Source organism: Achromobacter sp. UMC71 (assembly GCF_014170305.1).
Classification (GTDB): domain Bacteria; phylum Pseudomonadota; class Gammaproteobacteria; order Burkholderiales; family Burkholderiaceae_B; genus Achromobacter.
Genome location: NZ_LZZT01000031.1, coordinates 224149 through 247252, shown reverse-complemented (window position 1 = coordinate 247252; position 23104 = coordinate 224149). Strand labels below are relative to the sequence as shown.

The 23104-nt window shown below is 64.8% G+C and carries 28 protein-coding genes; 20 read left to right on the top strand and 8 right to left on the bottom strand.

The window, feature by feature from the left end:
• Positions 1-27 precede the first annotated feature (27 nt).
• Positions 28-654 carry an HD domain-containing protein gene (locus A9974_RS15315; RefSeq protein WP_183005017.1) on the bottom strand — a complete coding sequence of 209 codons (627 nt, stop codon included), beginning with the start codon at positions 652-654 and terminating at the stop codon, positions 28-30.
• Between the two features lie 81 nt (positions 655-735).
• Between A9974_RS15315 and A9974_RS15310 the strand changes: the two genes are divergently transcribed.
• The 5 genes from A9974_RS15310 (at position 736) to A9974_RS15290 (ending at position 4778) form a co-directional block, all read left to right on the top strand.
• A complete protein-coding gene (locus A9974_RS15310) occupies positions 736-1299 on the top strand; it encodes a cytochrome b (protein ID WP_183005016.1) in 564 nt (187 codons plus the stop codon).
• Positions 1300-1395: 96 nt separating this feature from the next.
• Positions 1396-2253: a 3-deoxy-8-phosphooctulonate synthase gene (gene kdsA, locus A9974_RS15305; protein WP_183005015.1), complete on the top strand. Its 858-nt coding sequence runs from the start codon at positions 1396-1398 to the stop codon at positions 2251-2253.
• A gap of 68 nt (positions 2254-2321) precedes the next feature.
• Complete coding sequence (locus tag A9974_RS15300; protein WP_183005014.1) at positions 2322-2630, top strand: carbohydrate isomerase; 309 nt, start codon at positions 2322-2324, stop codon at positions 2628-2630.
• An 89-nt stretch (positions 2631-2719) separates the two neighbouring features.
• Entirely contained in the window at positions 2720-4354 is a 1635-nt protein-coding gene (locus tag A9974_RS15295) for an intermembrane transport protein PqiB (protein WP_183005013.1), read from the top strand.
• 199 nt (positions 4355-4553) lie between these two features.
• Positions 4554-4778, top strand: a complete 225-nt coding sequence (locus A9974_RS15290; RefSeq protein WP_255468178.1) for a hypothetical protein — start codon at positions 4554-4556, stop codon at positions 4776-4778.
• 36 nt (positions 4779-4814) lie between these two features.
• Here A9974_RS15290 and A9974_RS15285 read toward each other — a convergent pair whose 3' ends face one another.
• The 3 genes from A9974_RS15285 to A9974_RS15275 form a co-directional block, all read right to left on the bottom strand.
• Positions 4815-5120, bottom strand: a complete 306-nt coding sequence (locus A9974_RS15285; protein ID WP_183005011.1) for a hypothetical protein — start codon at positions 5118-5120, stop codon at positions 4815-4817.
• 127 nt (positions 5121-5247) lie between these two features.
• Positions 5248-5736 carry a hypothetical protein gene (locus A9974_RS15280; RefSeq protein WP_183005010.1) on the bottom strand — a complete coding sequence of 163 codons (489 nt, stop codon included), beginning with the start codon at positions 5734-5736 and terminating at the stop codon, positions 5248-5250.
• Between the two features lie 122 nt (positions 5737-5858).
• Positions 5859-6446, bottom strand: a complete 588-nt coding sequence (locus A9974_RS15275; protein WP_183005009.1) for a TetR/AcrR family transcriptional regulator — start codon at positions 6444-6446, stop codon at positions 5859-5861.
• A 137-nt stretch (positions 6447-6583) separates the two neighbouring features.
• On the opposite strand from A9974_RS15275, the gene A9974_RS15270 reads away from it, so the two are divergent.
• Both A9974_RS15270 and A9974_RS15265 read left to right on the top strand, forming a co-directional pair.
• Positions 6584-7774 carry an MFS transporter gene (locus A9974_RS15270; RefSeq protein ID WP_183005008.1) on the top strand — a complete coding sequence of 397 codons (1191 nt, stop codon included), beginning with the start codon at positions 6584-6586 and terminating at the stop codon, positions 7772-7774.
• Positions 7775-7842: 68 nt separating this feature from the next.
• Entirely contained in the window at positions 7843-8241 is a 399-nt protein-coding gene (locus A9974_RS15265; RefSeq protein ID WP_183005007.1) for a RidA family protein, read from the top strand.
• A gap of 7 nt (positions 8242-8248) precedes the next feature.
• Here the strand turns inward: A9974_RS15265 and A9974_RS15260 are convergent, their stop codons facing one another.
• Positions 8249-9160, bottom strand: a complete 912-nt coding sequence (locus tag A9974_RS15260) for a LysR family transcriptional regulator (protein ID WP_183005006.1) — start codon at positions 9158-9160, stop codon at positions 8249-8251.
• Between the two features lie 144 nt (positions 9161-9304).
• Between A9974_RS15260 and A9974_RS15255 the strand changes: the two genes are divergently transcribed.
• The 3 genes from A9974_RS15255 (at position 9305) to A9974_RS15245 (ending at position 11241) form a co-directional block, all read left to right on the top strand.
• Positions 9305-10453 (top strand): DSD1 family PLP-dependent enzyme, encoded by a 1149-nt coding sequence (locus tag A9974_RS15255; RefSeq protein WP_183005005.1) that lies wholly within the window; start codon positions 9305-9307, stop codon positions 10451-10453.
• A gap of 17 nt (positions 10454-10470) precedes the next feature.
• On the top strand, positions 10471-10863 hold the full coding sequence (locus A9974_RS15250) for a RidA family protein (protein WP_183005004.1): 393 nt from the start codon (positions 10471-10473) through the stop codon (positions 10861-10863).
• A 105-nt stretch (positions 10864-10968) separates the two neighbouring features.
• Positions 10969-11241: a hypothetical protein gene (locus A9974_RS15245; protein ID WP_183005003.1), complete on the top strand. Its 273-nt coding sequence runs from the start codon at positions 10969-10971 to the stop codon at positions 11239-11241.
• A gap of 96 nt (positions 11242-11337) precedes the next feature.
• On the opposite strand, the gene A9974_RS15240 is transcribed toward A9974_RS15245, so the two are convergent.
• Positions 11338-11637 carry a DUF2513 domain-containing protein gene (locus A9974_RS15240; protein WP_183005002.1) on the bottom strand — a complete coding sequence of 100 codons (300 nt, stop codon included), beginning with the start codon at positions 11635-11637 and terminating at the stop codon, positions 11338-11340.
• Positions 11638-11756: 119 nt separating this feature from the next.
• On the opposite strand from A9974_RS15240, the gene A9974_RS15235 reads away from it, so the two are divergent.
• The 5 genes from A9974_RS15235 to A9974_RS15215 all read left to right on the top strand — a co-directional run bounded on the left by A9974_RS15235 (position 11757) and on the right by A9974_RS15215 (position 14414).
• Entirely contained in the window at positions 11757-12155 is a 399-nt protein-coding gene (locus A9974_RS15235) for a hypothetical protein (protein WP_183005001.1), read from the top strand.
• A 91-nt stretch (positions 12156-12246) separates the two neighbouring features.
• The gene (locus A9974_RS15230; protein WP_183005000.1) at positions 12247-12567 is read left to right on the top strand and encodes a hypothetical protein; all 321 of its coding nucleotides are present in this window, start codon (positions 12247-12249) and stop codon (positions 12565-12567) included.
• A gap of 369 nt (positions 12568-12936) precedes the next feature.
• Positions 12937-13140 carry a cold-shock protein gene (locus tag A9974_RS15225; RefSeq protein WP_006220190.1) on the top strand — a complete coding sequence of 68 codons (204 nt, stop codon included), beginning with the start codon at positions 12937-12939 and terminating at the stop codon, positions 13138-13140.
• Between the two features lie 218 nt (positions 13141-13358).
• On the top strand, positions 13359-13922 hold the full coding sequence (locus tag A9974_RS15220; protein ID WP_183004999.1) for a DUF924 family protein: 564 nt from the start codon (positions 13359-13361) through the stop codon (positions 13920-13922).
• A gap of 285 nt (positions 13923-14207) precedes the next feature.
• Positions 14208-14414, top strand: a complete 207-nt coding sequence (locus A9974_RS15215) for a cold-shock protein (protein WP_006225311.1) — start codon at positions 14208-14210, stop codon at positions 14412-14414.
• 98 nt (positions 14415-14512) lie between these two features.
• On the opposite strand, the gene A9974_RS15210 is transcribed toward A9974_RS15215, so the two are convergent.
• Positions 14513-15061 (bottom strand): TIGR00645 family protein, encoded by a 549-nt coding sequence (locus A9974_RS15210; protein ID WP_025135987.1) that lies wholly within the window; start codon positions 15059-15061, stop codon positions 14513-14515.
• 256 nt (positions 15062-15317) lie between these two features.
• Here A9974_RS15210 and A9974_RS15205 point away from each other — a divergent pair, with 256 nt between their 5' ends.
• The 5 genes from A9974_RS15205 to lon all read left to right on the top strand — a co-directional run bounded on the left by A9974_RS15205 (position 15318) and on the right by lon (position 22312).
• A complete protein-coding gene (locus tag A9974_RS15205) occupies positions 15318-16073 on the top strand; it encodes a M48 family metalloprotease (RefSeq protein WP_183004998.1) in 756 nt (251 codons plus the stop codon).
• A gap of 166 nt (positions 16074-16239) precedes the next feature.
• Positions 16240-17550, top strand: coding sequence for a trigger factor (tig, locus tag A9974_RS15200; protein ID WP_183004997.1), 1311 nt, complete (start codon positions 16240-16242; stop codon positions 17548-17550).
• 4 nt (positions 17551-17554) lie between these two features.
• On the top strand, positions 17555-18208 hold the full coding sequence (clpP, locus tag A9974_RS15195; protein WP_183004996.1) for an ATP-dependent Clp endopeptidase proteolytic subunit ClpP: 654 nt from the start codon (positions 17555-17557) through the stop codon (positions 18206-18208).
• A 101-nt stretch (positions 18209-18309) separates the two neighbouring features.
• Entirely contained in the window at positions 18310-19608 is a 1299-nt protein-coding gene (clpX, locus tag A9974_RS15190; RefSeq protein ID WP_183004995.1) for an ATP-dependent Clp protease ATP-binding subunit ClpX, read from the top strand.
• A gap of 253 nt (positions 19609-19861) precedes the next feature.
• Positions 19862-22312 carry an endopeptidase La gene (lon, locus tag A9974_RS15185; RefSeq protein ID WP_183004994.1) on the top strand — a complete coding sequence of 817 codons (2451 nt, stop codon included), beginning with the start codon at positions 19862-19864 and terminating at the stop codon, positions 22310-22312.
• A 119-nt stretch (positions 22313-22431) separates the two neighbouring features.
• On the opposite strand, the gene lexA is transcribed toward lon, so the two are convergent.
• The gene (gene lexA / locus A9974_RS15180; RefSeq protein WP_183004993.1) at positions 22432-23082 is read right to left on the bottom strand and encodes a transcriptional repressor LexA; all 651 of its coding nucleotides are present in this window, start codon (positions 23080-23082) and stop codon (positions 22432-22434) included.
• Positions 23083-23104: the final 22 nt, after the last annotated feature.

Genomic DNA, 23104 nt, shown 5'->3' with positions numbered 1-23104 from the left:
GGCGCGGCAGGACGCCGTGGCATTCGGCTACGTGACGTCGCCCTCGGCAAGAGGGCGTCGCGTGGCGCCGGCCGGTCGCGCGGCGGCCTGCTCGCGGATGCGGGCCTGGGTGTCGGCGTCCACCAGCCGGCGCAGTTCGCGAAAAAGGGGCAGGGCGTCGGTGTACTTGCGGCCGTAGTCCAGATTGAACGCGTAGTCGAAGTCCGGCTCGTTGGCACCCTGGTTATGTTGCAGCAGGGTCTCGAGCTTGTCCATGGCTTTCACCGCCCGGGCCTCGGGCGAGACGGCATTTTCGTAGTCGTCCCACAGCGCCAGCAGCTGGGCGCGGGCCGTGGCGTCCAGCGGGCCGGCCAGGGCCAGCAGGTCCCGGCGTTCCTGGGCGCCTTTGTCGACGCCGGGGGCCTGATGGATGGCCGGCACGTCGCCGTGGATGGCTTCGCCCAGGTCATGGATGACGCAAAGCTTCAGGATGCGGGCGAAGTCCAGGCCAGCCAGGCCGTCTTCCAGCATCATTGCCATCAGGCAGAGGCGCCAGGTGTGTTCCGCGGTGCTTTCCTGGCGGCCGCCCGAACTGCGGGCGCTGCGCAGCACGTCTTTCAGCCGTTCGGCCTGGCGGAGAAATTCCAGCCGGCCCCGGAGGGTATCGGTATCCATGAATCAGGTTGTCGTAAGTCTGAAATCAATATTCTGGCGGGCGTTGCCTGGGAACAGGCCCCTAGCTGACGAGTGTATCTTGTGACCACCGCCTCGATCCCGACTTCCCCTGCCGGCAACCTGCATTACGATCGGGCCACCATCGTATTCCATTGGCTCACCGTCCTCCTGGTGGTCGGCCTGTTTGCCCTGGCGGAAATCTGGGGCTTCCTGCCGCGCGGCACGCCCACGCGGCGCCTGCTGCAATCGCTGCATATTTCGTTCGGGCTGCTGTTCGCGGCGGTGTTCGTGCTGCGCGCCGTCTGGCGCCTGGCCGCGGGCCGGCGGCTGGCGCCGGCCGGGGCGGGGTGGTTGCGCCTGGCCAGCTCGGGCATGCACGGGCTGCTGTATCTGCTGCTGGCGACCCAGATCGTGCTGGGGTTCCTGTTCCGCTGGGCCCAGGGTGAGCCGTTCGCCTTTTTCGGGCTGTTCGATATTCCCACGCTGATCAGCATCGACCACGAGCAGCGGCGTTTCATCGGCGGCCTGCACAATACGGTGGCCTGGAGCATCATCGTGCTGGCCTGTATCCACGCGGTGGCGGCCCTGTTCCACCACTATGTGCTGCGCGACGGCGTGCTGCGCCGCATGACCTCCAGCCGCTGATGCACGCCAAAAGGCGGCGCGGGCGGCCGGATCCAGGGTGGGCAGGTTGTACATTACGCACTATTACCTGCTTCACCTTTACAGGATTGCCTCATCATGACCGCCCCGGAAGTCGTCATCTCGCCCTCGATCACCTGCGCCAACGACCAGCCCTTCGTGCTGTTTGGCGGGATCAACGTACTGGAATCGCTGGATCTCGCCCTGCGCGCCTGCGAGCAATACCAGCGCGTGACCACCAAGCTGGGCATTCCCTACGTCTTCAAGGCCTCGTACGACAAGGCCAACCGTTCGTCGATCCATTCCTACCGTGGTCCGGGCCTGGAAGCGGGCATGAAGATTTTCGAAGCGGTCAAGAAGGAGTTCGGTGTGCCGGTGATCACCGACGTGCACGAACCCTGGCAGGCCGCGCCGGTCGCCGAGGTGGCCGACATCCTGCAATTGCCGGCCTTCCTGGCCCGCCAGACCGACCTGGTGGTGGCCCTGGCCAAGACCGGCCGCGTCATCAACATCAAGAAGCCGCAGTTCCTCAGCCCCACGCAGGTGCTGAACATCGTCGAGAAATTCACGGAAGCCGGTAACGAGCAGCTGATCCTGTGCGACCGCGGCACCAGTTTCGGCTACGACAATCTGGTGGTGGACATGCTGGGCTTCGGCGTCATGAAGAAGGTATCGGGTAACCGTCCGGTGATCTTCGACGTCACGCACGCCCTGCAGCAGCGCTCGGCCCTGGACGCGGCGTCCGGCGGGCGCCGCGAGCAGGTGGCCGACCTGGCGCGAGCGGGCATGGGCGTGGGCCTGGCCGGGCTGTTCCTGGAAGCCCATCCGGACCCCAGGAATGCCAAGTGCGACGGCCCCAGCGCCTTGCCGCTCGACAAGCTTGAACCTTTCCTGACCCAGCTCAAGCAGCTGGATGACCTGGTGAAATCCTTTGCGCCTATCGATATCGAGCCCTGACCGCAGCTGTCATCGCAGGTCAGCCAAGTTGTTATACGATCCGGGCCACATACTTTAGGGAGGCCTGGATGTCTTTTTATGCGATCGTCGCCGTTCGTAAAGAACCCGTCAGCGGCCATGTCGCCTATGTGCGTTGGGGGCTGGCCGAACGCGGCGTGCCCGGTTGGGTCAGCGACCCCGTCACGGCGGCGGCCTCCGAAGTCATCGAGGCCATCAAGGCCGGCGCCGACGTCGAAACCATGATCAGCGTGGACGGCCGTTCGGTCGCCTCGCGTCCCGTGCGCGTGCTGGCCGACGACGACGGGCGCGAGCATCTGGCGTCCGCGCCCGCGCCCAGTTCCACCCTGCATACGCTGTTCGAACTGCCAGAGTTCTAGCGCGCCCACGCCCGGCATCGGGAATACCCTCTTGCGCCATGTCCGCCATGGGGCGACTCTGATGGGATAACCGCCAGAGGGGGGTCTGCATGCCTGAGCCAGAACCTGCCAGCGTTGCCGCAGCCCCGCGCGGGCGCCGCCGGCGTATTTCCTGGATCTGGCTGGTGCCCGCCGTGGCCGCCTTGGGCGGCTTGTTGCTGGTGCTGCATGCCTGGCTGCAGGCCGGTCCCACCGCCACCATCGCCTTTCGCACGGCCGAAAGCCTGGAGGCCGGCAAGACCCAGGTCCGTTTCAAGGAAGTCGTGGTGGGCGTGGTCGAGCGCGTGGCGCTCAACGCCGACCGCTCAGGCGTGGTGGCGACCATCCGCCTGAATCAGGACGCCGCCGATCTGTTGCGCGACGGCACCGCATTCTGGGTGGTCCGGCCGCGCCTGACGCTGAACGGGGTGTCTGGCTTGAGCACCTTGCTGTCTGGCGCGTACATCGGCGTGGACCCGGCCGGCCCGCGCAAGGACGGCGCGCGCCCGGCGGCCAAATCCGCGTTCACCGGCCTGGAAACGCCGCCTCAGGTGGCCCAGGACCGCAGCGGCAAGCGCTATGCGCTGCACGCCAGCGATCTGGGTTCCCTGGAAATCGGTTCCCCCGTCTATTACCGGCGCGTCGCGGTCGGCGAAGTCATCGGCTACCAGTTGGACAGCGGCGGTTCGGGCGTCACCGTCGAGGTGTTCGTCGACGCGCCTTACGACGCGCACGTCAATGCCGGCTCGCGGTTCTGGAACGCGGGCGGCATCGACTTCACCGTGGACTCGCGCGGGCTGAAGGTGCGCTCGCAATCGCTGCTGTCGGTGGCGATCGGCGGCATGGCGTTCGAAACCTTCGACGCGCGCGAGCGCCCGCCGGCCCCGCCGGGCACGGCATTCGCCCTGTTTCCCAACGAAGAGGCCGCTCGCGCGCAGCCCGACGGCCAGCCGTTGCGGATACGCATGCGCTTTGACCAATCGGTGCGCGGGCTGGCGGTCGGTGCGCCCATCGACGGGTTTGGTGCGGCGCTGGGGCAGGTGGATGCGATCGGGCTGGAATTCGACAATGCCACCGGCCTGTTCTATGCCGTCGTGTCGGCCACGGTCTATCCCGAACGGCTGGGCAGGCAAGCGCTCGGGGACGTGCGCGAGTACACCGGCCCGGACCTTGCGCGCCCCAGCGGCCGCTTGATGACCGCCCTGGTCGAGCGCGGCCTGCGCGCCCAATTGCGCATCGGCAATCTGCTGACCGGCCAGCTCTATGTCGCCCTGGCGGTGTTTCCGGATGCCGCGCCGGTGGCGTTCAAGATGGAGGAAGTGCCGTTCCTGCCCACCGTGCCGAACAATCTGGACCAGCTGCAGCAGCAGATCAGCCGCATCATGACCCGGTTGGACAAGGTGCCGTTCGATTCGATCGGTATCGAATTGAGCGGCCTGTTGCGCGCCACGTCCAGCCTGGCCAGGCGGCTGGACACGCAAGTGGCGCCGGCGGCCCAGGCCCTGCTGCGCGACGCCACCCGCTCGTTGGCCGCCGTGGGCAATATGCTGCAGCCCGACGGTACGCTGGTGGGGGATGCCGGCGTCGCGGCGCGCGAGCTGGGCAGGGCTGCGCGCTCGCTGCGGGACCTGTCCAACTACCTGCAGACCCGTCCCGAGGCCTTGCTGCGGGGACGGGCGCCGGACCCCGCGGTGCCTAAGCGCTGATCGGGCGATAACGGTAGTTTTTGCACTGCGCGGCCGGGCCTGGCGCGGCGGATGGGCGCCTTCAGGTTACTGCGGCGCCCGGGCCCGTGGCAGGCATGGCGCTTGCTGCTGATTTGCCAGTCTGATCGCTGTGGCCCTCGGGGCCGCGGCCCGGCTTCAGTGGGGAATCAGTATGGACCATAACGAAATGATGGTTTGCATGATCAGTAAACCCGTCGCGCCCGCCAAACCCGAGGGGTGGGACGGCATTCTGTCCGCCTACGCGGACTGCCTGATGAAAGTGCAAGGCAAGCTGACGGACGAGGATGTGCGGGGTTTTCTGGACGTCGGCGCGCGGGTGTTCCGGACCTGCTGTCAGGAAGAGGCCAAACAGCGCTGGACGGCCGAACAATTGGCCGCCTATCACCGCAAGCCACCCGTCTAGGAGTAGGGCAGCGCGGTTATAGGGCGGCGAGGGGCGCTACAGGCACTGGCGCAGCGCGAACTTGCGGCCGAAGGCGCGGATTTCATCGCCGTCGACCGAGGCGCCGACATCCCAGTGATCGCCGCGCGTCACAAGCACGGACTGCGACGACAGGGCATGGCGCAGTGCAAACATCCAGAAGGCAGCCTCGGAGCCGACGGGCGCCAGGTCGTGGGGACCGATCCGCAGCCGTTCGGGCCGGGGCGTCGCGCCCAGCGACCAGCGCAGCGCGATCGCCAGGAACGCAAAGCGCGCCGACGGGGACGACGGCTGCACGCAAAGCACGCGGATCTTCTGCTTCATGGATGATGGCCTCCAGGAGTGTGACCCAGCGTAGCAAAGAAGGTTGCATCCTCCTATACCGCGTTCGGCCGAGCCGCGCGGGCATCAGGGGCCTGCGCCAGGCTCTCCTGTTCGCGCAGGCGGGCGTTCAGTCGGCGGGCAACCGGGTGAAAACGTTGGTGACGATCAGCTCGTCCGGCCGCTTGGTGCCGGGCGCGGCTGCAGGCATCAGCTTGTCCATTTCCTTGCGGTCCTGGATGCGGGTCAGGCTCAGGTGATCGCCCTGGATCTTCACGTAGCGGATCGAGGCCACGCCCAGCTCGTACTTGCTGGTGGATTGTTCCAGCGTCTGCTCGATGCGCTTGGCGTCCAGCCAGCGGTAGGTGCCGCTGGACACCATGCCGGGTCCTTGCATGGACCAGGTGCCGTCCGCGCGGAATTCCGCGACGCCCGAGCCGCCGGCGGGCTGCGGCGGCAAGGCCTGGCCGTCTACCGTGCGCAACATGGTCTGGTGCCGCCATTTGCCGACCAGGGCCTGGGCGGTCTCGGGGGCTGGCGGTTGAGCGGAAGCGGCGGCGGGCAGCAGCGCGGTGCCACAGAGCAGGGCGGCCAAGGCGTAAGGGCGCAAGAGCTTCATATGCGGAATCAGGCGTTCAAAGTCGTAGGGGGCCGGGTTTACGCGCCGGCCTTGCGCGGCGGGCCGTTGCGGCCTGCCAGGAAAAATACCGTGCTGCATTATGCGCGCCGGCGGGGCTGCCGTCACGGCTCTCGCCGCAGCCCTTGCAACAGCAGATCCACGGCTTGCAGCGCTTGCGCCAGACGCGCCGGGCCATCGTCGCCGGCGGCGATCCAGAAGGCGCTTTCGGCCAGACCGCCATAGAGCATCCGGGCCAGCGCGCGCGGATCGGCCGGGCCGATACGGCCTTGCTCCATCAAGGTCTGCAGCAACGTGCCCAGCGATACGCTGCACTGGTCTTGCGCGGTGTTGCCGTTGTGGCCCAGCACCGCGCGCGCGTCTTGCAGCACGATCCGGCGAATCTCCGGTTCGTTCGCCATTTCCAGATAGGCGTGGCAGCGCTCGCGCAAGCCGGTCCAGGCGTCCGGTGCGCGCCGGGAGATATCCTGCAGCCGCTGATCCATCTCACCATCGATCAGCTCGACCACCGCCGCCAGCAAACCTTGCTTGTCACCAAAATGGTGATACAACGCTCCTCGGGTCAATCCGGCGGCGGCGGTCAGATCATCCATCGATGTCGCCGCGTAGCCGCTGCGGCGGAACGATTCCCGCGCCGTCGCCAGCAGTTTCCCGCGGGTCTCTTCAATCATCTCGGCGCGCGATCGCGGCATGGTTGGCTCCCGTTGCATACGCGACGTATGTTAATTGACAGGCGCCGGGTATGTGAATACGATCTCACATACGTTACGTATGTCAATCTGTCCGGCGGCAAGCGGCCGCTGGCCTGCAACATCCCCAGAGGTTCCGGGTGTCGAATCCCTATCGCGAATTGTTCAAGGCGCCCGGCGCCGCAGGTTTTGTCGCCGCATGCGCGGTGGCGCGGCTGGCCCTGCCGATGATCGGCATCGGCATCATCACGATGCTGTCGCAGGTGCGAGGCGCCTACACCTTGGCCGGGGCGGTGGCCGCCACGTTCGCGCTGGCAACGGCGCTGTTGGCGCCACGCATTTCCCGCCTGGTGGACCGCCACGGCCAGGGCAAGATCCTGCCGTTGGCGGCCGGCGTCAGCGTGGCGGGCCTGGTCGGCCTGGCCGTCTGCGTGCGCACGGGCGCGCCCGACTGGACCTTGTTCCTGTTCGCGGCGCTGGCGGGCAGCCTGCCTAGCATGCCCGCCATGGCGCGGGCCCGCTGGACCGAGATCTACCGCGACCAGCCGCAGTTGCGCACCGCCTATGCGCTGGAATCGGTGTTCGACGAACTCAGCTTTATCATCGGGCCGCCTGTGGCGGTGGGGCTGTGCGTCGTGCTGTTCCCCGAGGCCGGCCCGCTGGGCGCGGCATTGTTGCTGGGCCTGGGCGTCACGGCTTTCGTCTTGCAACGCGCTACCGCGCCGGCGGTGCAGCCGCGCGAGGCGGGCCGCGAAGCGTCGGTGCTGAGCGTGCCCATCATGCGCCACCTGACCGCCATGATGGCGGCCATGGGCGTCATCGTCGGCACCATCGATGTGATGAGCGTGGCCTTCGCCCGCCAGCAGGGCCTGCCCGCAGGCGCCAGCGTGGTCCTGTCGGCCTACGCCCTGGGTTCCTGCATCGCGGGCCTGGCGTTCGGCGTGCTGAAGTTCCGGATGCCGCTGGCGCGCATGCTGGCCATCGCCGCCGCCATTACCGCCTTCACCACCGTGCCGCTGTTGCTGGTGGGCGATCTGCTGACCCTGTCGCTGGGCGTGCTGCTTGCCGGCCTGTCGTTCGCGCCCACAATGATCATCGCGATGGCCATGGTAGAAGGCAGCGTGCCGGGCCGACGCCTGACCGAAGGGCTGACCTGGCTGGTGACCGGGCTGGGCGCCGGTGTGGCCGCCGGGGCGGCCCTGGCGGGCTGGATCGTCGACCACCGTGGCGTCGGGGCGGGGTTCTGGACCGCGGTGGGGGCGGGCGCGATTGTGTTGCTGGCGGCGCTTTACACGGCGCGGGGCGCCAAGCCGGCGACCGCGGCGGCATGAGGCTGCGATGGTTCTAGAATGCCTGTTGCGCCGTGCCGCGGGGCGCGGCGCCTACCAGGAGAAAAAACATGTCCCGAACCGTCGTCAATCCCGATACCGTCTTCAACTCGGTGCAATACGGATTCAGCCAGGCCGTCATCGTGACCGGCCAACGGCGCATGCTGTTGTCCGGGCAGGTGGGCGTGGATGCCGACGAGCGCACCGTCGGCCCTGGCCTGAACGAGCAGACCAAGGCCGCGCTGGACAATGTCGAACGCGTCCTGGCCGCGGCCGGCGGTACGCTGGCGCAGGTCATCATGCTGCGCATCTACATCTGCGACACTGTCCGCGAAGACCAGGAAGTGATCGCGCAGGCGCTGCGCGACCGCTTTCCGAAAGATCCGCCGCCTTCGTCGTGGGTCGTGGTCAGCGGCCTGTCGCTGCCGGAATGGCTGATCGAGATCGAAGCCGAAGCGATGCTGGACTGACCCGCCGCTAGGGCTTGTCGCGCCACGGCGTGGCGGCAAACGCCTCGCGCAGGTGGGCCAGAAACCCCGCCGTGCGCGCCGACAGGTCCTGGCGCGACTTGACCAGCGCCACCACATTCGCCTCGGGCAAAGTCCAGCCGGCCAGCAGTGGCACCAGGTCGCGGTTCTTCACATGCTCGGCCACGTCCCATTCGGACCTTGCCACGATGCCGTGGCCCGCCAACGCCCAGGCCACGGCGGCCGCGCCGGCGTTGCTGGACAGCACTGGCGCGATACGCACTCCCACGGCCGGCCCGCGTCCGCGCTTGAAGCGCCAGAGCGTCACGTCCTCTTCGTTTTCCCGCAAGGCAATGCAGTCGTGGTCGCGCAGGTCTTCGGGCTTGGCGGGGGCGCCACGGCGCGCCAGGTAGGCGGGCGAGGCGCACAGGATGCGCCGGTTGGGCGCCAGCGGATACGCCACCAGGGTCGAATCGCGCAGCTCGCCGATGTGAATCATCACGTCCCAGTTGTCGCTGGCCAGGCGTGGCGGCCCGTCCGACAGGACCAGGCTGGCGGTGACGTCTTCGCTATTCTCGCGAAACTGCGCCACCAGTCCCGCCACATAACGCTGGCCGAAGCCCAGCGGGGCCACCACCCGCAGATGGCCGGCCACCACGCCGCGCCGGCCGACCAGTTCGTCGGCCAGGTCGTTGAGCTCTCCGCAGATCTGGCCGGCGCGCAGCGCCAGCAGCCGGCCTTCGTCTGTCAATGCCGTGCCGCGCCCGGACCGGTTGACCAGCCGCACGCCCAGGCGTTTTTCCAGGGCGTGCAGCCGCTGGGTCACCGCCGGTGGCGTCACGTCCAGCGCGCGGGCGGCTTGCGCCAGCGAACTGGTCGCCGCCAGGCTCAGGAAAAAGCGCAGGTCGTCGGTGGTAATCATTCAGAATCGCCTTAATGATTGATTAAGTCCTTATTAAACACGTAGTGCTCGGCGCGCACCATACTGCCGTCATGCGGATCCGCGCCGGGCGGCGCCCGCTCCGATCCCGCTTGTTCCCGCCCGGTTTTTCCCGCCGACACTGCCATGACTGCTGCCCACGCCACCCTGGATACCCTGGAAACGCCCTGCCTGCTGCTGGACGAGACCCGGATGACGCGCAATATCGAGCGCCTGAACGGCCTGATGGCCGGTCATGGCGTGCAACTGCGCCCGCACCTGAAGACGCCCAAGTCCATCGAGGTCGCGCGGCGCGTCATGACCCGCCCCGAGGGGCCCGCCGCTGTTTCGACGTTGCAGGAAGCCGAACAGTTCGCCGCGGCCGGCGTGACGGATCTGCTGTATGCCGTGGGGGTGGCGCCGGCCAAGCTGGACCGCGTGCTGGCCCTGCGCCGTAGCGGCGTGGACCTGACGGTGGTGGTCGACAGTGTGGAGGCGGCGAGGGCCGTCGCCGCGCGGGCCAGGCAGGAAGGCGCGGCCATCCCCGCCTTGATCGAAATCGACTGCGACGGCCACCGCGCGGGCGTGCAGCCCGGCCAGGCAGAGCAATTGCTGGCGATCGCCCAGGCGCTGCACGGCGCGGGTTGCCTGCGCGGCGTCATGACCCATGCGGGCGAATCCTATGGCTGCCGCAGCCTGGATGCCATCGCCGCCATGGCCGAGCAAGAGCGCCTGGCCGCCGTCGGCTGCGCCGAGGCCATCCGCGCCGCGGGCCTGCCGTGTTCCGTTGTCAGCGTCGGATCCACCCCCACCGCGCACTTCGCCCGCAGCCTGGAAGGCGTCACCGAGGTGCGCGCGGGCGTCTATGTGTTCTTCGACCTGGTCATGGCCGGGCTGGGCGTATGCACCGTGGACGACATCGCCGCCACCGTGCTGACGACGGTGATCGGCCACCAGCCCGACAAGGGCTGGATCCTGGTCGACGCCGGCTGGATGGCGATGTCGCGCGACCGCGGCACCGCCAAGCAGCCCGTGGACCAGCTGTATGGCCTGGTGTGCGACGCCGATGGCAAGGTCTATCCCGATCTGTTGCTGGCCGAGACCAACCAGGAGCAGGGCATCATCAAGCTGCGCGCCGGCAGTGGGGCCGCCTTGCCGGATCTGCCGCTGGGCACCAAACTGCGGATCGTGCCGAACCACGCCTGCGCCACCTGCGCCCAGCACGACGCCTACGAAGTCCTGCAATCCGGTGACCGCAAGATCGTGGCGCACTGGGAACGCTTCCGCGGCTGGTAATCACCACAGGAAACCAGATGGACCTCATCCACACCCCCAACGCCATCCCGCCGGCCGGCCACTATTCGCAGGCCGTGCGGGCCAATGGCTTCGTTTTCGTTTCCGGGCAGTTGGGCTTGCTGCCCGCCCTGCCTGGCGAACGCCCGCAACTGGCGCAAGGCGTGGCGGCGCAGACCGAAGCCGCGCTACGCAGCATGGCCGCTATCCTGGAAGCAGCGGGCTCGTCGATGTCCTCTGTGGTCAACGTCACCGTCTACATTCCCGACGTCGGCATGTGGAACGAGGTCAATAGCGTGTACGAGCGCAGCTTCGGCGACCACCGGCCCGCCCGCGCCATCGTGCCGACGCGTGAACTGCACTATGGCGCGCTGGTGGAAATCAGCGCCATCGCCGTGGCGCCGCCGGCCTGAAACGTCCGGACAGGTCCTGCCAGGCCTCGGATCCTTCGGGGACAGATGGGCCGCGCCGCCGCCTATAATGCGGGCGCCTCAATACCCCCGGGGGAGTCCATCCGCATGCAGTACGAATATCTGTTCTGGTCCATGGCCGCCATGGTGGCCGCGGCGCTGGTGGGCGGTTCGCTCTGTGGCCGCCTGCGCTCGGTCGGTCAGGCGCTGGCGGGCGTGGCCCTGCTGGCCGCGGCGGTCTTTGCCGCCGTGTTCTTCCTGTCGCGTTCGGCCGGCTTCGGCGACCAGGCGGCCATGCTGTCGATCGCCGCTTTCATGTTCAGCCTCGTGATCGGCAGCGCCGCAGCGCTGCTCACCCGGCGCATCCTGCGGCGCGGCTGAGCCAAAAAAAGGCGCCCCGCAAAGGGGCGCCTGTATCGGCCTTCGCGACCAGGGCGTCAACGGGTGCCCAGGTCACGGTCAGCGGACCGCGACGCCTTATTCCTCGGCGTCGAAGTCCTCGTCTTCTTCGTCGTCCTCATCCTGTTCCAGGGCATCGTAGCCCTTCCAGGTGATACGCCAGCGCGTGTCGCCGGCGGTCGCCGCCGTCTCGCTGATCTGCTTGACCAGGCCGGCGTCGGCCAGCAGGTCCAGGTGGTGCGCAATCAGCTGCAGGCCCTGTTCTTCGGGGTGGGGCGCCAGAGCGGCGTTCTTGATGTCGTGGGTGCTCAGGTTGGGGCCCGGCGCGTCGCGCAGGGCTCCCAGGATCGTGACGACCAGATCGAAATCGCGTTGCATGATGTCCGCCATGTAGGGAAAAAACAGGCTGACGATAGCAGAGTTCCGTGGCGTCCACGCGACAGCCGCGAGGCCGGGTTACAGTGCTGGGTTACCGATAACCGTTACGGGCAGTACCCATGAAGAAACCCGCTGAGCGCGATTGCCTCGCGTTGATCCCCGGCTACACCGGCCAGGCCGCCAAGCTCTTTCTGACGCGCACCGAAGACGGCGCCATCGCTGGCGTGACTGTCTTCGACCTGCTGGGACACGTCAAGCTGCAGGGCGACGCCCAGGCTGCCGCCGACTGGGTGGCAGCCTGGTTGGCCCAGGAAGCCGACAACCGCAAGGCCCGCCGCACCCAGCTGCAGGCCCAGATGTTCCTGTGCAAGCTGGCCGGCGACGAGAAGGCCGTGTTCCTGGCCGCCCAGAAGCCGCTGCTCGCCGCGCTGGCCGCGGCCGGCGTGCGCAGCCGCAACGTGGCGGCCACGTCTGGCGCCGCTCGCCAGTCACTCGGTCCGATTGTCAGGAAGCCTTAGCATAAGGCTGTTATAGTCGCGCCTGGGCGTAGGCGCACCTGCGCGGTGCGCGCCCGGGCGGGCCTGGCCCGCAAGTCTAGGAAGATTGATCATGGAAATACTCAGTCGGCATGTTGCCGACGTGGCGGGCGGCGTTGAGCTGCACACAACGCTCGATGGCGAAAGCATCAGTGCTTATGTCGTGACCGGCGTAAACGATCTCAATGCCATCGCGGACATCGTGCCCCCCGAAAAAGTCGAAGGCGGAGCGGACATACACGCTGCCAATGTCGACAATGTTGATAATGCGCAAGACCAAATCGACCAGGTCCTGGAAAATATGAATCCCGGCGACGTGGCGGTTTTCCTTTGCTCGGACGCCGAGGCTTTCAACGCGGCGCTCGATCTGTTGGGTTTACCTATCGACGAGTAAGCCTGACGGCAAACCAAAGTGCCAGCCAAAACGACGTATGAGTTCAATGCGCGTTTGACGGCATTTATATAAGCCTCGATTGTTTTTTTATGATGTGTGGGTGTTTACACCTATGCAGGGCCTCTTTTTGCCTATGAAAACGTGTGAATTTGGTGCGCAGTTTCTCTTTGTTGCATTATTGGCACGTATTTTTTAGGATTATGTTGACTTGTGAGGGGAACATAACGATAGTGTCGGCACACGATCACAAGCGTTGCGATTTTCGTTCAGTGCCGTGCCTTTTCCGGCTCAGCGTTATTGTTCTACTGTCCCCTCCTTGATTGATTCGTGACCTCCGGGCATTTGCCCATTATCTCTAGGAAATACAGTATGGAAACCGGCGTCGTTAAGTGGTTCAATTCGGAAAAAGGCTATGGCTTCATCACCCCGGAAGCGGGTGGTAAGGACCTGTTCGCTCACTTCTCCGAAATTCAGGGCTCGGGCTTCAAGTCTCTGGAAGAGAACCAGCGCGTCAGCTTTGTGACGGCCAATGGCCCCAAGGGCCCGCAAGCCACGAAGATTCAGGTCCTGTAAGGTCCTGACTTTTCGGAAAAGCCCCTTCGGGGGCTTTTTTGCATCCAAGGCCTCCGCAAGGAGGCCTTTTCGCATCCAGCCTCTTGCAGGGCTTTTTTTGCGCCTGTCAGCCGGCAAGGGGCACCGGCGCCAGGGTCCGGCGGCTCGCGGTATCCTTGCCCAGTTTTCCGCATCCAGCCCGGCTCCGCGCCGCGCGCATTCGACACAGGACGATCTCCATGACCCATCCCGGCCAAGAACCGATTTCCCTGCAGCCGCACGACGTGGTGGCTTTCTGGCGCGATGCCGGACCCCAGCACTGGTTCACCAAGGATGCCGCCTTCGATGAGCGCTTCCGCCAGCACTGCGGGGCCGCCCACCTCGCCGCGGCTGCGCGGCAGCTGGACGATTGGCTGGACGCGCCTGATGGCGCCCTGGCGTTGATGATCCTGCTGGACCAGTACCCCCGCAATGCCTATCGCGGCACCGCCCACATGTTCGCCACCGATCCTCTGGCGCTGGTTTTCGCCGAACGGGCCATCGCGGCGGGACACGACCTGGCGGTCGATCCGTCGATGCGCCAGTTCTTCTACCTGCCTTTCGAGCATGCCGAGAACCTGGCCGTGCAGAACCGGGCCGTGGCGCTGATGGAGCCCCTGGGGGCCGACTCGGTGCATTGGGCAGTCCTGCATCGCGACATCATCAAGCGCTTTGGCCGCTTCCCGCATCGCAATGCCGCCCTGGGCCGCAACACCACGCAGCCCGAGCAGGAATTCCTGGACGCGGGCGGCTTCGCAGGCTGAGGTCCGTCCGCTGCGGCTGCCCGAGAGTATCCGCTTGTATCGGCGCGTGGCCAGTTGAAAATATTGCGGCGCGCCGCCTAGTGCGAACGGCGGTGCGACCTTCGGAACGCACGCATATTTGACGTTTTTCGGGGTTCGCCAATACACTGGGTTCAGCGAGATTTTCAAGAGACGCGGTCTGCGTTTAACTTGTCGCCGTCAGTGGTGCTGCGGTTGCTTCCTCTCCCATCCTTGATGATCTGGCGCCCCGCGAGCAATCGCACTTTTTAGGTTCGAGGAAATTCCATGGCAACCGGCATCGTCAAGTGGTTCAACGCCGAAAAGGGTTATGGCTTCATCATGCCCGACGACGGCAGCAAGGATCTGTTCGCTCACTACTCTGAAATCCGCAGCGAAGGCTACAAGTCGCTGCAGGAGAACCAGCGCGTCACGTTCGAGGTCGGTACCGGCCCCAAGGGTCCTAGCGCCAAGAACATCAAGGTGGCGGCCTGAGTTCCGTCCGGTAGCGGCCGGCAACGGTCCGCTCCAATAAAAAGCCCCCGCACGCAATGTGCAGGGGCTTTTTCTTTTTCCGTGCCGTCGCGGTGGCGTCAGTGCTTGGGGTGCGGCGCCGGCGTGGACAGCTTGTCGACCAGGGCGATGCCCAGCGCGGACAGGATGAACAGGGCGTGGATGATGGTCTGCCACATCACGCCGGCCTCTGAAAAGCGGGCGTTGGGCGTGCCCAGGGTGCCCGCCTCGATGAAGGTGCGCAGCAGGTGGATCGACGAGATGCCGATGATGGCCATGGCCAGCTTGACCTTCAGGACGCTGGCGTTGACGTGGCTGAGCCACTCGGGCTGGTCCGGGTGGCCTTGCAGGCGCAGGCGCGACACGAAGGTCTCGTAGCCGCCCACGATCACCATGACCAGCAGGTTCGAAATCATCACGACGTCGATCAAGCCCAGCACCAGCAGCATGATTTCCATTTCACCGAAGCTGTTGGCGTGCGTCAGCAGATGCCACAGCTCTTTCAGGAACAGCATCACGTAGACGCCCTGGGCGACAATCAGGCCCAGGTAGAGCGGCAATTGCAGCCAGCGCGAACTGAAGATCAGGCTGGGCAGCAGGCCGAGGCGGGGAGGGGTGTTCGGGGTCATGGGTGGTTGCGAGCCGAGGTTGGGTGCGAAAAAGTGCGGCGGCAATTCTATCAATGCCAGGCAGCGGCGATTCTGTTTTTTATGACAAATCGGCGTCGGGGTTGCGGTACTTACCACGCTAAGAACGCATTCGCATGCCTTTTGTGTAAGCGAAATTCGCATTTGCGAAACTCTGTGGCGAAACGGTTTGCGAGCTTTTGGCGTATATAGAATTGCCGCCTCACTCGCACAGAGTCAGTCAAGAGGAGTTTTTTCCATGAAGATCCGCTACACCGTTGCCGCGCTGGCCGTTACGCTCGCCCCTTATTCCGCGTCGCATGCTCTCGATATCGGGGGCCTGGTGGGCGCCGGCAGCAAGGTGGTGCAGGCCGCCACCCTGAGCGATGCCGACATCAAGACCTTGTCCGACAAGGCCTGCGCGCAAAGCGATTCCCAGGAAAAGATCGCTGCCCCCGGCAGCAAGTACGACGCCCGCCTGCAGAAGATTGCCAAGCAATTGGGCGGCACCGTGAACGGTCAGAAGGCCAACTACAAGGTCTACATCACCAAGGACGTCAACGCCTGGGCCATGGCCAACGGGTGCATCCGCGTCTACAGCGGCCTGATGGACATGATGACCGACGACGAAGTGCTGGGTGTGGTCGGCCATGAAATCGGCCACGTGGCGCTGGGCCACAGCAAGAAGGCCATGCAGACCGCCTACACCGTGTCGGCTGCGCGCGACGCCGCCGGCGCCGCGGGCGGCGCCACCGTGGCTGCGCTGAATTCGTCCCAGCTGGGCGACGTGACCGAAAAATTCATCAACGCGCAATTCTCGCAGTCGCAGGAAAGCGCTGCCGACGATTATTCGTTCGACCAGCTCCAGGCCAAGAAGCTCAACACGAAGGGGCTGGTGACCGCGTTCCAGAAGCTGGCCGAGCTTGATGGCGGCAAGAGCGATATGATGAGTTCCCATCCGTCTTCGGCCAAGCGCGCTCAGCACATCGAAGAGCGCATCGCCAAGGCGAAATAAGGCGCCCCAGCGGGCGTTTGCCTCCCTCAGGGGTGGAAAACGGGGTGCGAGCATCCGGGCTTATCCGGGGGCTCGCACCCCTTTGCGTCAGGGTTCCGGAAGTTTCCGGTAAAATGGTGCGTTTATCCGCCCGTCATCTCTTATCTCTCGGAAAATAGGTCTTTTAATGCAGCCTGTGGTTGAAACCCTCTCCGGCCTGGAGCGCCGTGTTGATCTGGCCGTCTCGGTGGCCGACGTCGAAAAGGAAGTCCAGGCGCAATTGAAGCGCGTGGCCCGTACCGCCAAGGTGCCTGGTTTCCGTCCTGGCAAGGCGCCGCTCGCCATGCTCGAGCGCAGCCATGGTCCCAGCATCCGCTACGACGTGATCAATAGCCAAGTTGGCCGTGCGTTCGAACAAGCCGTCGACGGCGCCAAGCTGCGCGTCGCCGGTGCCCCGAACCTGGAACCCAAGACCGAAGGCGCCGCCGACGACACGCTGGCGTTCACCGCCACGTTCGAGGTCTACCCCGAAGTCGCCGTGCCCGACCTGTCGGCACTGACCGTCACCCGCTTTGACACCGCCGTCACCGACGCCGAAGTGCAACAGACCCTGGACGTCCTGCGCAAGCAGCGCGCCACGTTCGAAGCCCGTGAAGGCCGCGCTTCGCAAGACGGCGACCGCGTCACGCTGGACTTCGCCGGCACCATCGACGGCGTGCCGTTCGAAGGCGGCAAGGCCGAAGACTTCCCGTTCGTGCTCGGCCAAGGCCGCATGCTGCCGGAATTCGAAGAAGCCGCCCGCGGCCTGAAGGCTGGCGAAAGCAAGGTCTTCCCGCTGAAGTTCCCTGACGATTACCAAGGCAAGGAAGTCGCCGGCAAGACCGCCGAATTCACCATTACCGTCAAGGAAGTGGCTGAAGGCGTCCTGCCCGAACTGAACGCTGAATTCGCCAAGTCGCTCGGCCAGGCCGAAGGCGACGTCGAAAAGCTGAAGGCCGACATCCGCAGCAACATCGAACGCGAAGTCAAGGTGCGCTCGCAAGGCCGTACCAAGTCCAGCGTGATGGACGCCTTGGTCGAGGCCGGCAAGTTCGACGTGCCGAAGGCCCTGGTCGACAACGACGTGCAAAGCCGCATCGCCGCCGCTCGCGAAGAGCTCAAGCAGCGTGGCGTGCCCAACGCCGAATCGGTGCCGATCCCGGCCGAAGCCTTCTCGACCGAATCCGAGCGCCGCGTGCGCCTGGGCCTGTTGGTGTCCGAACTGGTCAAGCAAGCCCAACTGCAGGCCAAGCCGGAACAAGTTCGTGCCCGCATCGAAGAATTCGCGGAAAACTACGAACAACCCGCTCAGGTTGTCAGCTATTACCTGGCTGACCGCCAGCGTCGTGCTGAAATCGAGGCTATCGTGCTCGAAGACAACGTTGTCGCGCACGTGCTGGACAAGGCCAAGGTCACCGAAGAAAAGGTGCCTTTCGATCAGTTGATGGGGATGGCGTAACACTATGCAGAGATTCACCGATTTCTATGCGGCAATGAATGGCGGGTCTTCGGTGACCCCCACCGGCCTGGGCTACATTCCCATGGTGATCGAGCAGTCGGGGCGCGGCGAACGCGCCTACGACATCTATTCGCGTCTGCTCCGCGAGCGGCTCATTTTCCTGGTGGGCCCGGTCAACGACGCAACGGCCAACCTGGTCGTGGCGCAGTTGCTGTTCCTGGAATCGGAGAATCCTGACAAGGACATTTCCCTGTACATCAACTCGCCTGGCGGGTCGGTGTACGCGGGCATGGCCATCTACGACACCATGCAGTTCATCAAGCCGGACGTGTCGACCCTGTGCACCGGCCTGGCGGCCAGCATGGGCGCCTTCCTGCTGGCGGCTGGCAAGAAGGGCAAGCGTTTCACGTTGCCCAACTCGCGCATCATGATTCACCAGCCCTCGGGCGGCGCCCAAGGGCAGGCTTCCGACATCCAGATCCAGGCTCGCGAGATCCTGGACCTGCGCGAGCGCCTCAATCGCATCCTGGCCGATAACACCGGCCAGTCGATCGAGCGTATCGGCCTGGACACGGAACGTGACAACTTCATGTCCGCCGAAGATGCGGTATCGTATGGACTGGTGGACAAGGTGATGACCTCCCGTTCGGAAGGCTGACTTCCCGGTTGAGTCCGACCCGCTGCTGCCACGTTTGAGTAAGCGCAGGCGCCGGGCCGTTTACCCGGTCCGGCGCTTCTTTACCTGAGATACGACTACATATGCCTGAAAAAAAGGGATCGGCAGACGCAAAAGTGCTGCATTGCTCGTTTTGCAATAAAAGCCAGCACGAAGTCCGCAAGCTGATCGCGGGTCCGTCGGTATTCATCTGCGATGAATGCATAGACTTGTGCAACGACATCATCCGCGAGGAAGCGCAGGCGACTGCGCGCGCGGCGATTCGTTCCGAACTGCCCACTCCGGCCGAAATCAAGACGTTCCTCGACCAGTACGTCATTGGGCAGACCTCGCCCAAGCGTATGCTGGCGGTGGCCGTCTACAACCATTACAAGCGCATCCGCCACGGCGAGATCAAGGGCGACGAAGTCGAGTTGTCCAAGAGCAACATCATGCTGATCGGCCCCACCGGGTCGGGCAAGACGTTGCTGGCGCAGACGCTGGCTCGCATGCTGAACGTGCCGTTCGTCATGGCTGACGCCACCACGTTGACCGAAGCCGGTTACGTGGGCGAAGACGTCGAAAACATCATTCAGAAGTTGCTGCAGAACTGCAACTACGAAGTCGAGAAGGCGCAGCGCGCCATTATCTACATCGACGAAATCGACAAGATTTCCCGCAAGTCCGATAACCCGTCCATCACCCGCGACGTGTCGGGCGAGGGCGTGCAACAGGCCTTGCTCAAGCTGATCGAAGGCACGGTTGCCTCGGTGCCCCCGCAAGGCGGCCGCAAGCATCCCAACCAGGACTTCGTCCAGGTCGACACGACCAACATCCTGTTCATCGTCGGCGGCGCCTTCGACGGACTGGAAAAGGTCATTCGCGACCGTACCGAAAAGTCCGGCATCGGCTTCTCGGCCTCCGTGCGCGCCAAGTCCGAACGCGGCGTGGGCGAGTTGTTCTCCGAGGTCGAACCCGAAGACCTGATCAAGTTCGGCCTGATCCCCGAACTGGTCGGCCGTCTGCCGGTGGTCGCCACGCTGGACGAGCTCGACGAAGCCGCGCTGGTTCAGATCCTGACCGAGCCCAAGAACGCCCTGCTCAAGCAATTCCAGAAGCTGTTCGCCATGGAAGGCGCCGAGCTGGACGTGCGCCCGGCCGCCCTGAAGGCGATCGCCCGCAAGGCGCTCAAGCGCAAGACGGGTGCCCGCGGCTTGCGTTCCATCATCGAACAGGCGCTGCTCGACACCATGTATGACCTGCCGTCGCAAGGCAACGTCAAGCGCGTGGTGCTGGATGAAGGCGCGATCGAAGGCGAGGGCAAGCCCTTGCTGATCTACGCGGACGAAGAAAGCACCGCCGAAAAGCCCGAGCGCGGAGAAGTCCGCGACGCCGCGGCCTGACGGTTATTTCAGAAAAACCCGTTCTCGTAACGGGTTTTTTTACCTGGGGGACAGACGTTGAACGGATGTCCCCGAGGGGTGTCCAAGAAAGCAAGAGATACCGGCCACTGTTTTTTTTGCCGTTTTGTTTATCCGGCAGCCGGGATCTTGAATTTTCGGCTATTGTTCCCATAACAGACGTAACTGACGAAGATGCCGGGGTATACCCGGACATCCTGTCCCCGATACGCCGAGTCATACCGAGGAACCTCCTATGTCTGCCAGCCAGACCCTGCCTTCCGACCCGATCGACCTTCCCCTGCTGCCACTGCGCGATGTCGTGGTGTTCCCGCACATGGTCATCCCGCTGTTCGTCGGCCGTCCGCGCTCGATCCGCGCGCTCGAGGTTGCGATGGAAGCGGGCAAGAGCATCATGCTGGTGGCCCAAAAGTCCGCCGGCAAGGATGATCCCACTCCCGAAGACGTTTACGAGATCGGCTGCGTTGCCGGCATCCTGCAGATGCTCAAGCTGCCCGACGGCACCGTCAAGGTGCTGGTCGAAGGTACCCAGCGCGCCCGCATCAACAGCATCGAAGACGCCGATTCGCACTTCACCTGCCAGGTCACCCCGATCGAGCCGGACGCCGTTCAAGGCTCCGAGACCGAGGCCCTGCGCCGTGCGATCGTCGCCCAGTTCGAGCAGTACGTAAAGCTGAACAAGAAGATCCCTCCGGAGATCCTGACCTCGCTCGCCGGCATCGATGACGCCGGCCGCCTGGCCGACACGATCGCCGCGCATCTTCCGCTCAAGCTCGAGCAAAAGCAGAAGATGCTCGAGATCGTTGGCACCTCCGAGCGCCTCGAAGGCTTGCTCACGCAGCTGGAAACCGAAATCGACATTCTCCAGGTCGAAAAGCGGATCCGCGGCCGCGTGAAGAAGCAGATGGAAAAGAGCCAGCGCGACTACTACCTGAATGAGCAGGTCAAAGCCATTCAGAAGGAGTTGGGCGAAGGCGAAGAAGGCGCGGACATCGAAGAGCTCGAAAAGAAGATCATCGCTGCCCACATGCCCAAAGAGGCGCGTAAAAAGGCCGATGCCGAGCTCAAGAAGCTCAAGCTGATGTCGCCCATGTCGGCCGAAGCCACCGTGGTGCGCAACTACATCGACACGCTCATCAATCTCCCCTGGAGAAAGAAGAGCAAGATCAACAATTCCATCGCCAACGCCGAAACCGTACTGGACAACGACCACTACGGCCTGGAAAAGGTGAAGGAACGCATTCTTGAATATCTTGCCGTGCAGCAGCGCGTGGACAAGGTCAAGGCGCCGATCCTGTGCCTGGTCGGTCCTCCGGGCGTGGGCAAGACCTCGCTCGGTCAGTCCATCGCCAAGGCCACGAATCGTAAGTTCGTGCGCATGGCCCTGGGCGGCGTGCGCGACGAAGCCGAGATCCGCGGCCACCGCCGTACGTATATCGGTTCCATGCCGGGCAAGATCGTCCAGAACATGTCGAAGGTCGGCGTGCGCAATCCCTTGTTCCTGCTTGATGAAATCGACAAGCTGGGCATGGATTTCCGCGGCGATCCCTCGTCGGCCCTGCTCGAAGTGCTGGACCCGGAACAGAACCACACGTTCCAGGACCACTACATCGAAGTCGACTTCGACCTGTCCGACGTCATGTTCGTGGCGACCAGCAACACGCTGAACATTCCGCCGGCGCTGCTGGATCGCATGGAAGTGATCCGCCTGTCGGGTTACACCGAGGAAGAAAAGATCCACATCGCCCGCGACCATCTGCTGCCCAAGCTGATGAAGAACAACGGCGTGAAGGATACCGAGCTGACCGTGGACGACAGCGCCTTGCGCGACATCGTGCGCTACTACACCCGGGAAGCCGGTGTGCGTGCGCTCGAACGCGAAGTGGGCAAAATCTGCCGCAAGGTCATCAAGCAGTTGCTGACCCAGACCGACCGCGCCAAGGCGGAAGGCAAGTCGCTGGATCTGAAGCCTGTGAATGTCACGGGCGACAATCTGAGCGACTTCCTGGGCGTGCGCCGCTACACCTTCGGCATGGCCGAAAAGGAAAACCAGATCGGCCAAGTGACCGGCCTGGCCTGGACGGAAGTCGGCGGCGATCTGCTCACGATCGAAGTGGCGGACATGCCCGGCAAGGGCGTGATCCAACGCACCGGTTCGCTGGGCGACGTGATGAAGGAATCGGTCGAGGCGGCTCGTACGGTGGTGCGCTCGCGGGCACGTCGCCTGGGCTTTGCCGACAGCGTGTTCGAGAAGCACGACATGCACGTGCACGTGCCGGAAGGCGCGACGCCCAAGGACGGTCCGTCCGCCGGTATCGCGATCACCACGGCAATGGTGTCGGCGCTGTCGCGCATCCCGGTGCGTGCCAACGTCGCCATGACCGGTGAAATCACGCTGCGTGGCGAAGTCCTGCCGATCGGTGGCCTGAAGGAAAAGCTGCTGGCCGCCCACCGTGGTGGCATCAAGACGGTCTTGATCCCGGAGGAAAACGTCAAGGATTTGGCGGAGATCCCGGACAACGTCAAGAACCATCTCGAGATCGTGCCGGTCCGCTGGATCGACAAGGTGCTGGAACTGGCGCTGGAACGCCTGCCCGAGCCGCTGGCTGAAGACGAGGCGGTCAAGGAACCGCTGGTCGCCAAGCCGGCGGAGCCGGGCTCGACGGACCCGGTGCTCAAGCACTAAAGTCCGCGCAAGTCCCCGAAGGCGTTGCTTGCAACGCCTTCAACAAGAAACCCCGCTTGCGCGGGGTTTCTTTTTTGGAGCCGGGGCAACGTCGAAGAGGGCCGCTGCGGCGGCCAGGCCTAGTGCAGCGCGTGAGTGCGGATCAGTCCGACCGCGATGCCTTCAAGGGCGAATTCCTGGTCGGCTTCGACGATGATGGGGGCGAAGTCGGGATTTTCGGGCAGGAGTTCGATGCGGCCATTCTGGCGCTGCAGGCGTTTGACCGTGACGTCGTCGCCTAGGCGGGCAACCACGATCTGGCCATTGCGGGCTTCAGAGGCTTTCTTGACGGCGAGCAGATCGCCTTCGAGGATGCCGGCGTCGCGCATGCTCATGCCGCGTACCTTGAGCAGGTAGTCGGGGGCTTGGGCGAACAGGCTGGAATCGACGCCGATTTCGCGTTCGACGTGTTCGGCGGCCAGGATCGGACTGCCAGCGGCCACGCGGCCCACCAGCGGCAGCAGCAGCTGCGCCAGGCCGGGCAAGGGCAGGGGAGCTTGCGTAGAGGCGGGCGCGGCGTCTTTCAGGCGGATACCGCGCGACGCGCCTGCGGTGAGTTCGATGGCGCCTTTGCGGGCCAGGGCCTTGAGATGGTCTTCGGCCGCGTTGGGCGAGCGGAATCCCAGGGCCAGGGCAATTTCGGCGCGGGTGGGCGGAAAGCCGGTGCGCGTGACGGTTTGCCGGATGAGGTCCAGGATTTGCTGTTGACGATCAGTGAGTTTGCTGGCCATGGCGATGATCCGTTTGGGGTCG

What these genes read in the sequence shown, in the direction of transcription:
- A9974_RS15240 (WP_183005002.1), bottom strand. Translation starts at nt 11,637, where the DNA reads ATGCAACGCGATTTCGATCTGGTCGTCACGATCCTGGGAGCCCTGCGC.
- A9974_RS15315 (WP_183005017.1), bottom strand. Translation starts at nt 654, where the DNA reads ATGGATACCGATACCCTCCGGGGCCGGCTGGAATTTCTCCGCCAGGCC.
- clpP (WP_183004996.1), top strand. Translation starts at nt 17,555, where the DNA reads ATGCAGAGATTCACCGATTTCTATGCGGCAATGAATGGCGGGTCTTCG.
- kdsA (WP_183005015.1), top strand. Translation starts at nt 1,396, where the DNA reads ATGACCGCCCCGGAAGTCGTCATCTCGCCCTCGATCACCTGCGCCAAC.
- A9974_RS15205 (WP_183004998.1), top strand. Translation starts at nt 15,318, where the DNA reads ATGAAGATCCGCTACACCGTTGCCGCGCTGGCCGTTACGCTCGCCCCT.
- A9974_RS15250 (WP_183005004.1), top strand. Translation starts at nt 10,471, where the DNA reads ATGGACCTCATCCACACCCCCAACGCCATCCCGCCGGCCGGCCACTAT.
- A9974_RS15295 (WP_183005013.1), top strand. Translation starts at nt 2,720, where the DNA reads ATGCCTGAGCCAGAACCTGCCAGCGTTGCCGCAGCCCCGCGCGGGCGC.
- A9974_RS15245 (WP_183005003.1), top strand. Translation starts at nt 10,969, where the DNA reads ATGCAGTACGAATATCTGTTCTGGTCCATGGCCGCCATGGTGGCCGCG.
- A9974_RS15230 (WP_183005000.1), top strand. Translation starts at nt 12,247, where the DNA reads ATGGAAATACTCAGTCGGCATGTTGCCGACGTGGCGGGCGGCGTTGAG.
- A9974_RS15285 (WP_183005011.1), bottom strand. Translation starts at nt 5,120, where the DNA reads ATGAAGCAGAAGATCCGCGTGCTTTGCGTGCAGCCGTCGTCCCCGTCG.
- A9974_RS15265 (WP_183005007.1), top strand. Translation starts at nt 7,843, where the DNA reads ATGTCCCGAACCGTCGTCAATCCCGATACCGTCTTCAACTCGGTGCAA.
- A9974_RS15210 (WP_025135987.1), bottom strand. Translation starts at nt 15,061, where the DNA reads ATGACCCCGAACACCCCTCCCCGCCTCGGCCTGCTGCCCAGCCTGATC.
- A9974_RS15290 (WP_255468178.1), top strand. Translation starts at nt 4,554, where the DNA reads ATGATCAGTAAACCCGTCGCGCCCGCCAAACCCGAGGGGTGGGACGGC.
- A9974_RS15280 (WP_183005010.1), bottom strand. Translation starts at nt 5,736, where the DNA reads ATGAAGCTCTTGCGCCCTTACGCCTTGGCCGCCCTGCTCTGTGGCACC.
- A9974_RS15235 (WP_183005001.1), top strand. Translation starts at nt 11,757, where the DNA reads ATGAAGAAACCCGCTGAGCGCGATTGCCTCGCGTTGATCCCCGGCTAC.
- A9974_RS15300 (WP_183005014.1), top strand. Translation starts at nt 2,322, where the DNA reads ATGTCTTTTTATGCGATCGTCGCCGTTCGTAAAGAACCCGTCAGCGGC.
- clpX (WP_183004995.1), top strand. Translation starts at nt 18,310, where the DNA reads ATGCCTGAAAAAAAGGGATCGGCAGACGCAAAAGTGCTGCATTGCTCG.
- tig (WP_183004997.1), top strand. Translation starts at nt 16,240, where the DNA reads ATGCAGCCTGTGGTTGAAACCCTCTCCGGCCTGGAGCGCCGTGTTGAT.
- A9974_RS15275 (WP_183005009.1), bottom strand. Translation starts at nt 6,446, where the DNA reads ATGCCGCGATCGCGCGCCGAGATGATTGAAGAGACCCGCGGGAAACTG.
- lexA (WP_183004993.1), bottom strand. Translation starts at nt 23,082, where the DNA reads ATGGCCAGCAAACTCACTGATCGTCAACAGCAAATCCTGGACCTCATC.
- A9974_RS15255 (WP_183005005.1), top strand. Translation starts at nt 9,305, where the DNA reads ATGACTGCTGCCCACGCCACCCTGGATACCCTGGAAACGCCCTGCCTG.
- A9974_RS15225 (WP_006220190.1), top strand. Translation starts at nt 12,937, where the DNA reads ATGGAAACCGGCGTCGTTAAGTGGTTCAATTCGGAAAAAGGCTATGGC.
- A9974_RS15260 (WP_183005006.1), bottom strand. Translation starts at nt 9,160, where the DNA reads ATGATTACCACCGACGACCTGCGCTTTTTCCTGAGCCTGGCGGCGACC.
- A9974_RS15215 (WP_006225311.1), top strand. Translation starts at nt 14,208, where the DNA reads ATGGCAACCGGCATCGTCAAGTGGTTCAACGCCGAAAAGGGTTATGGC.
- A9974_RS15220 (WP_183004999.1), top strand. Translation starts at nt 13,359, where the DNA reads ATGACCCATCCCGGCCAAGAACCGATTTCCCTGCAGCCGCACGACGTG.
- lon (WP_183004994.1), top strand. Translation starts at nt 19,862, where the DNA reads ATGTCTGCCAGCCAGACCCTGCCTTCCGACCCGATCGACCTTCCCCTG.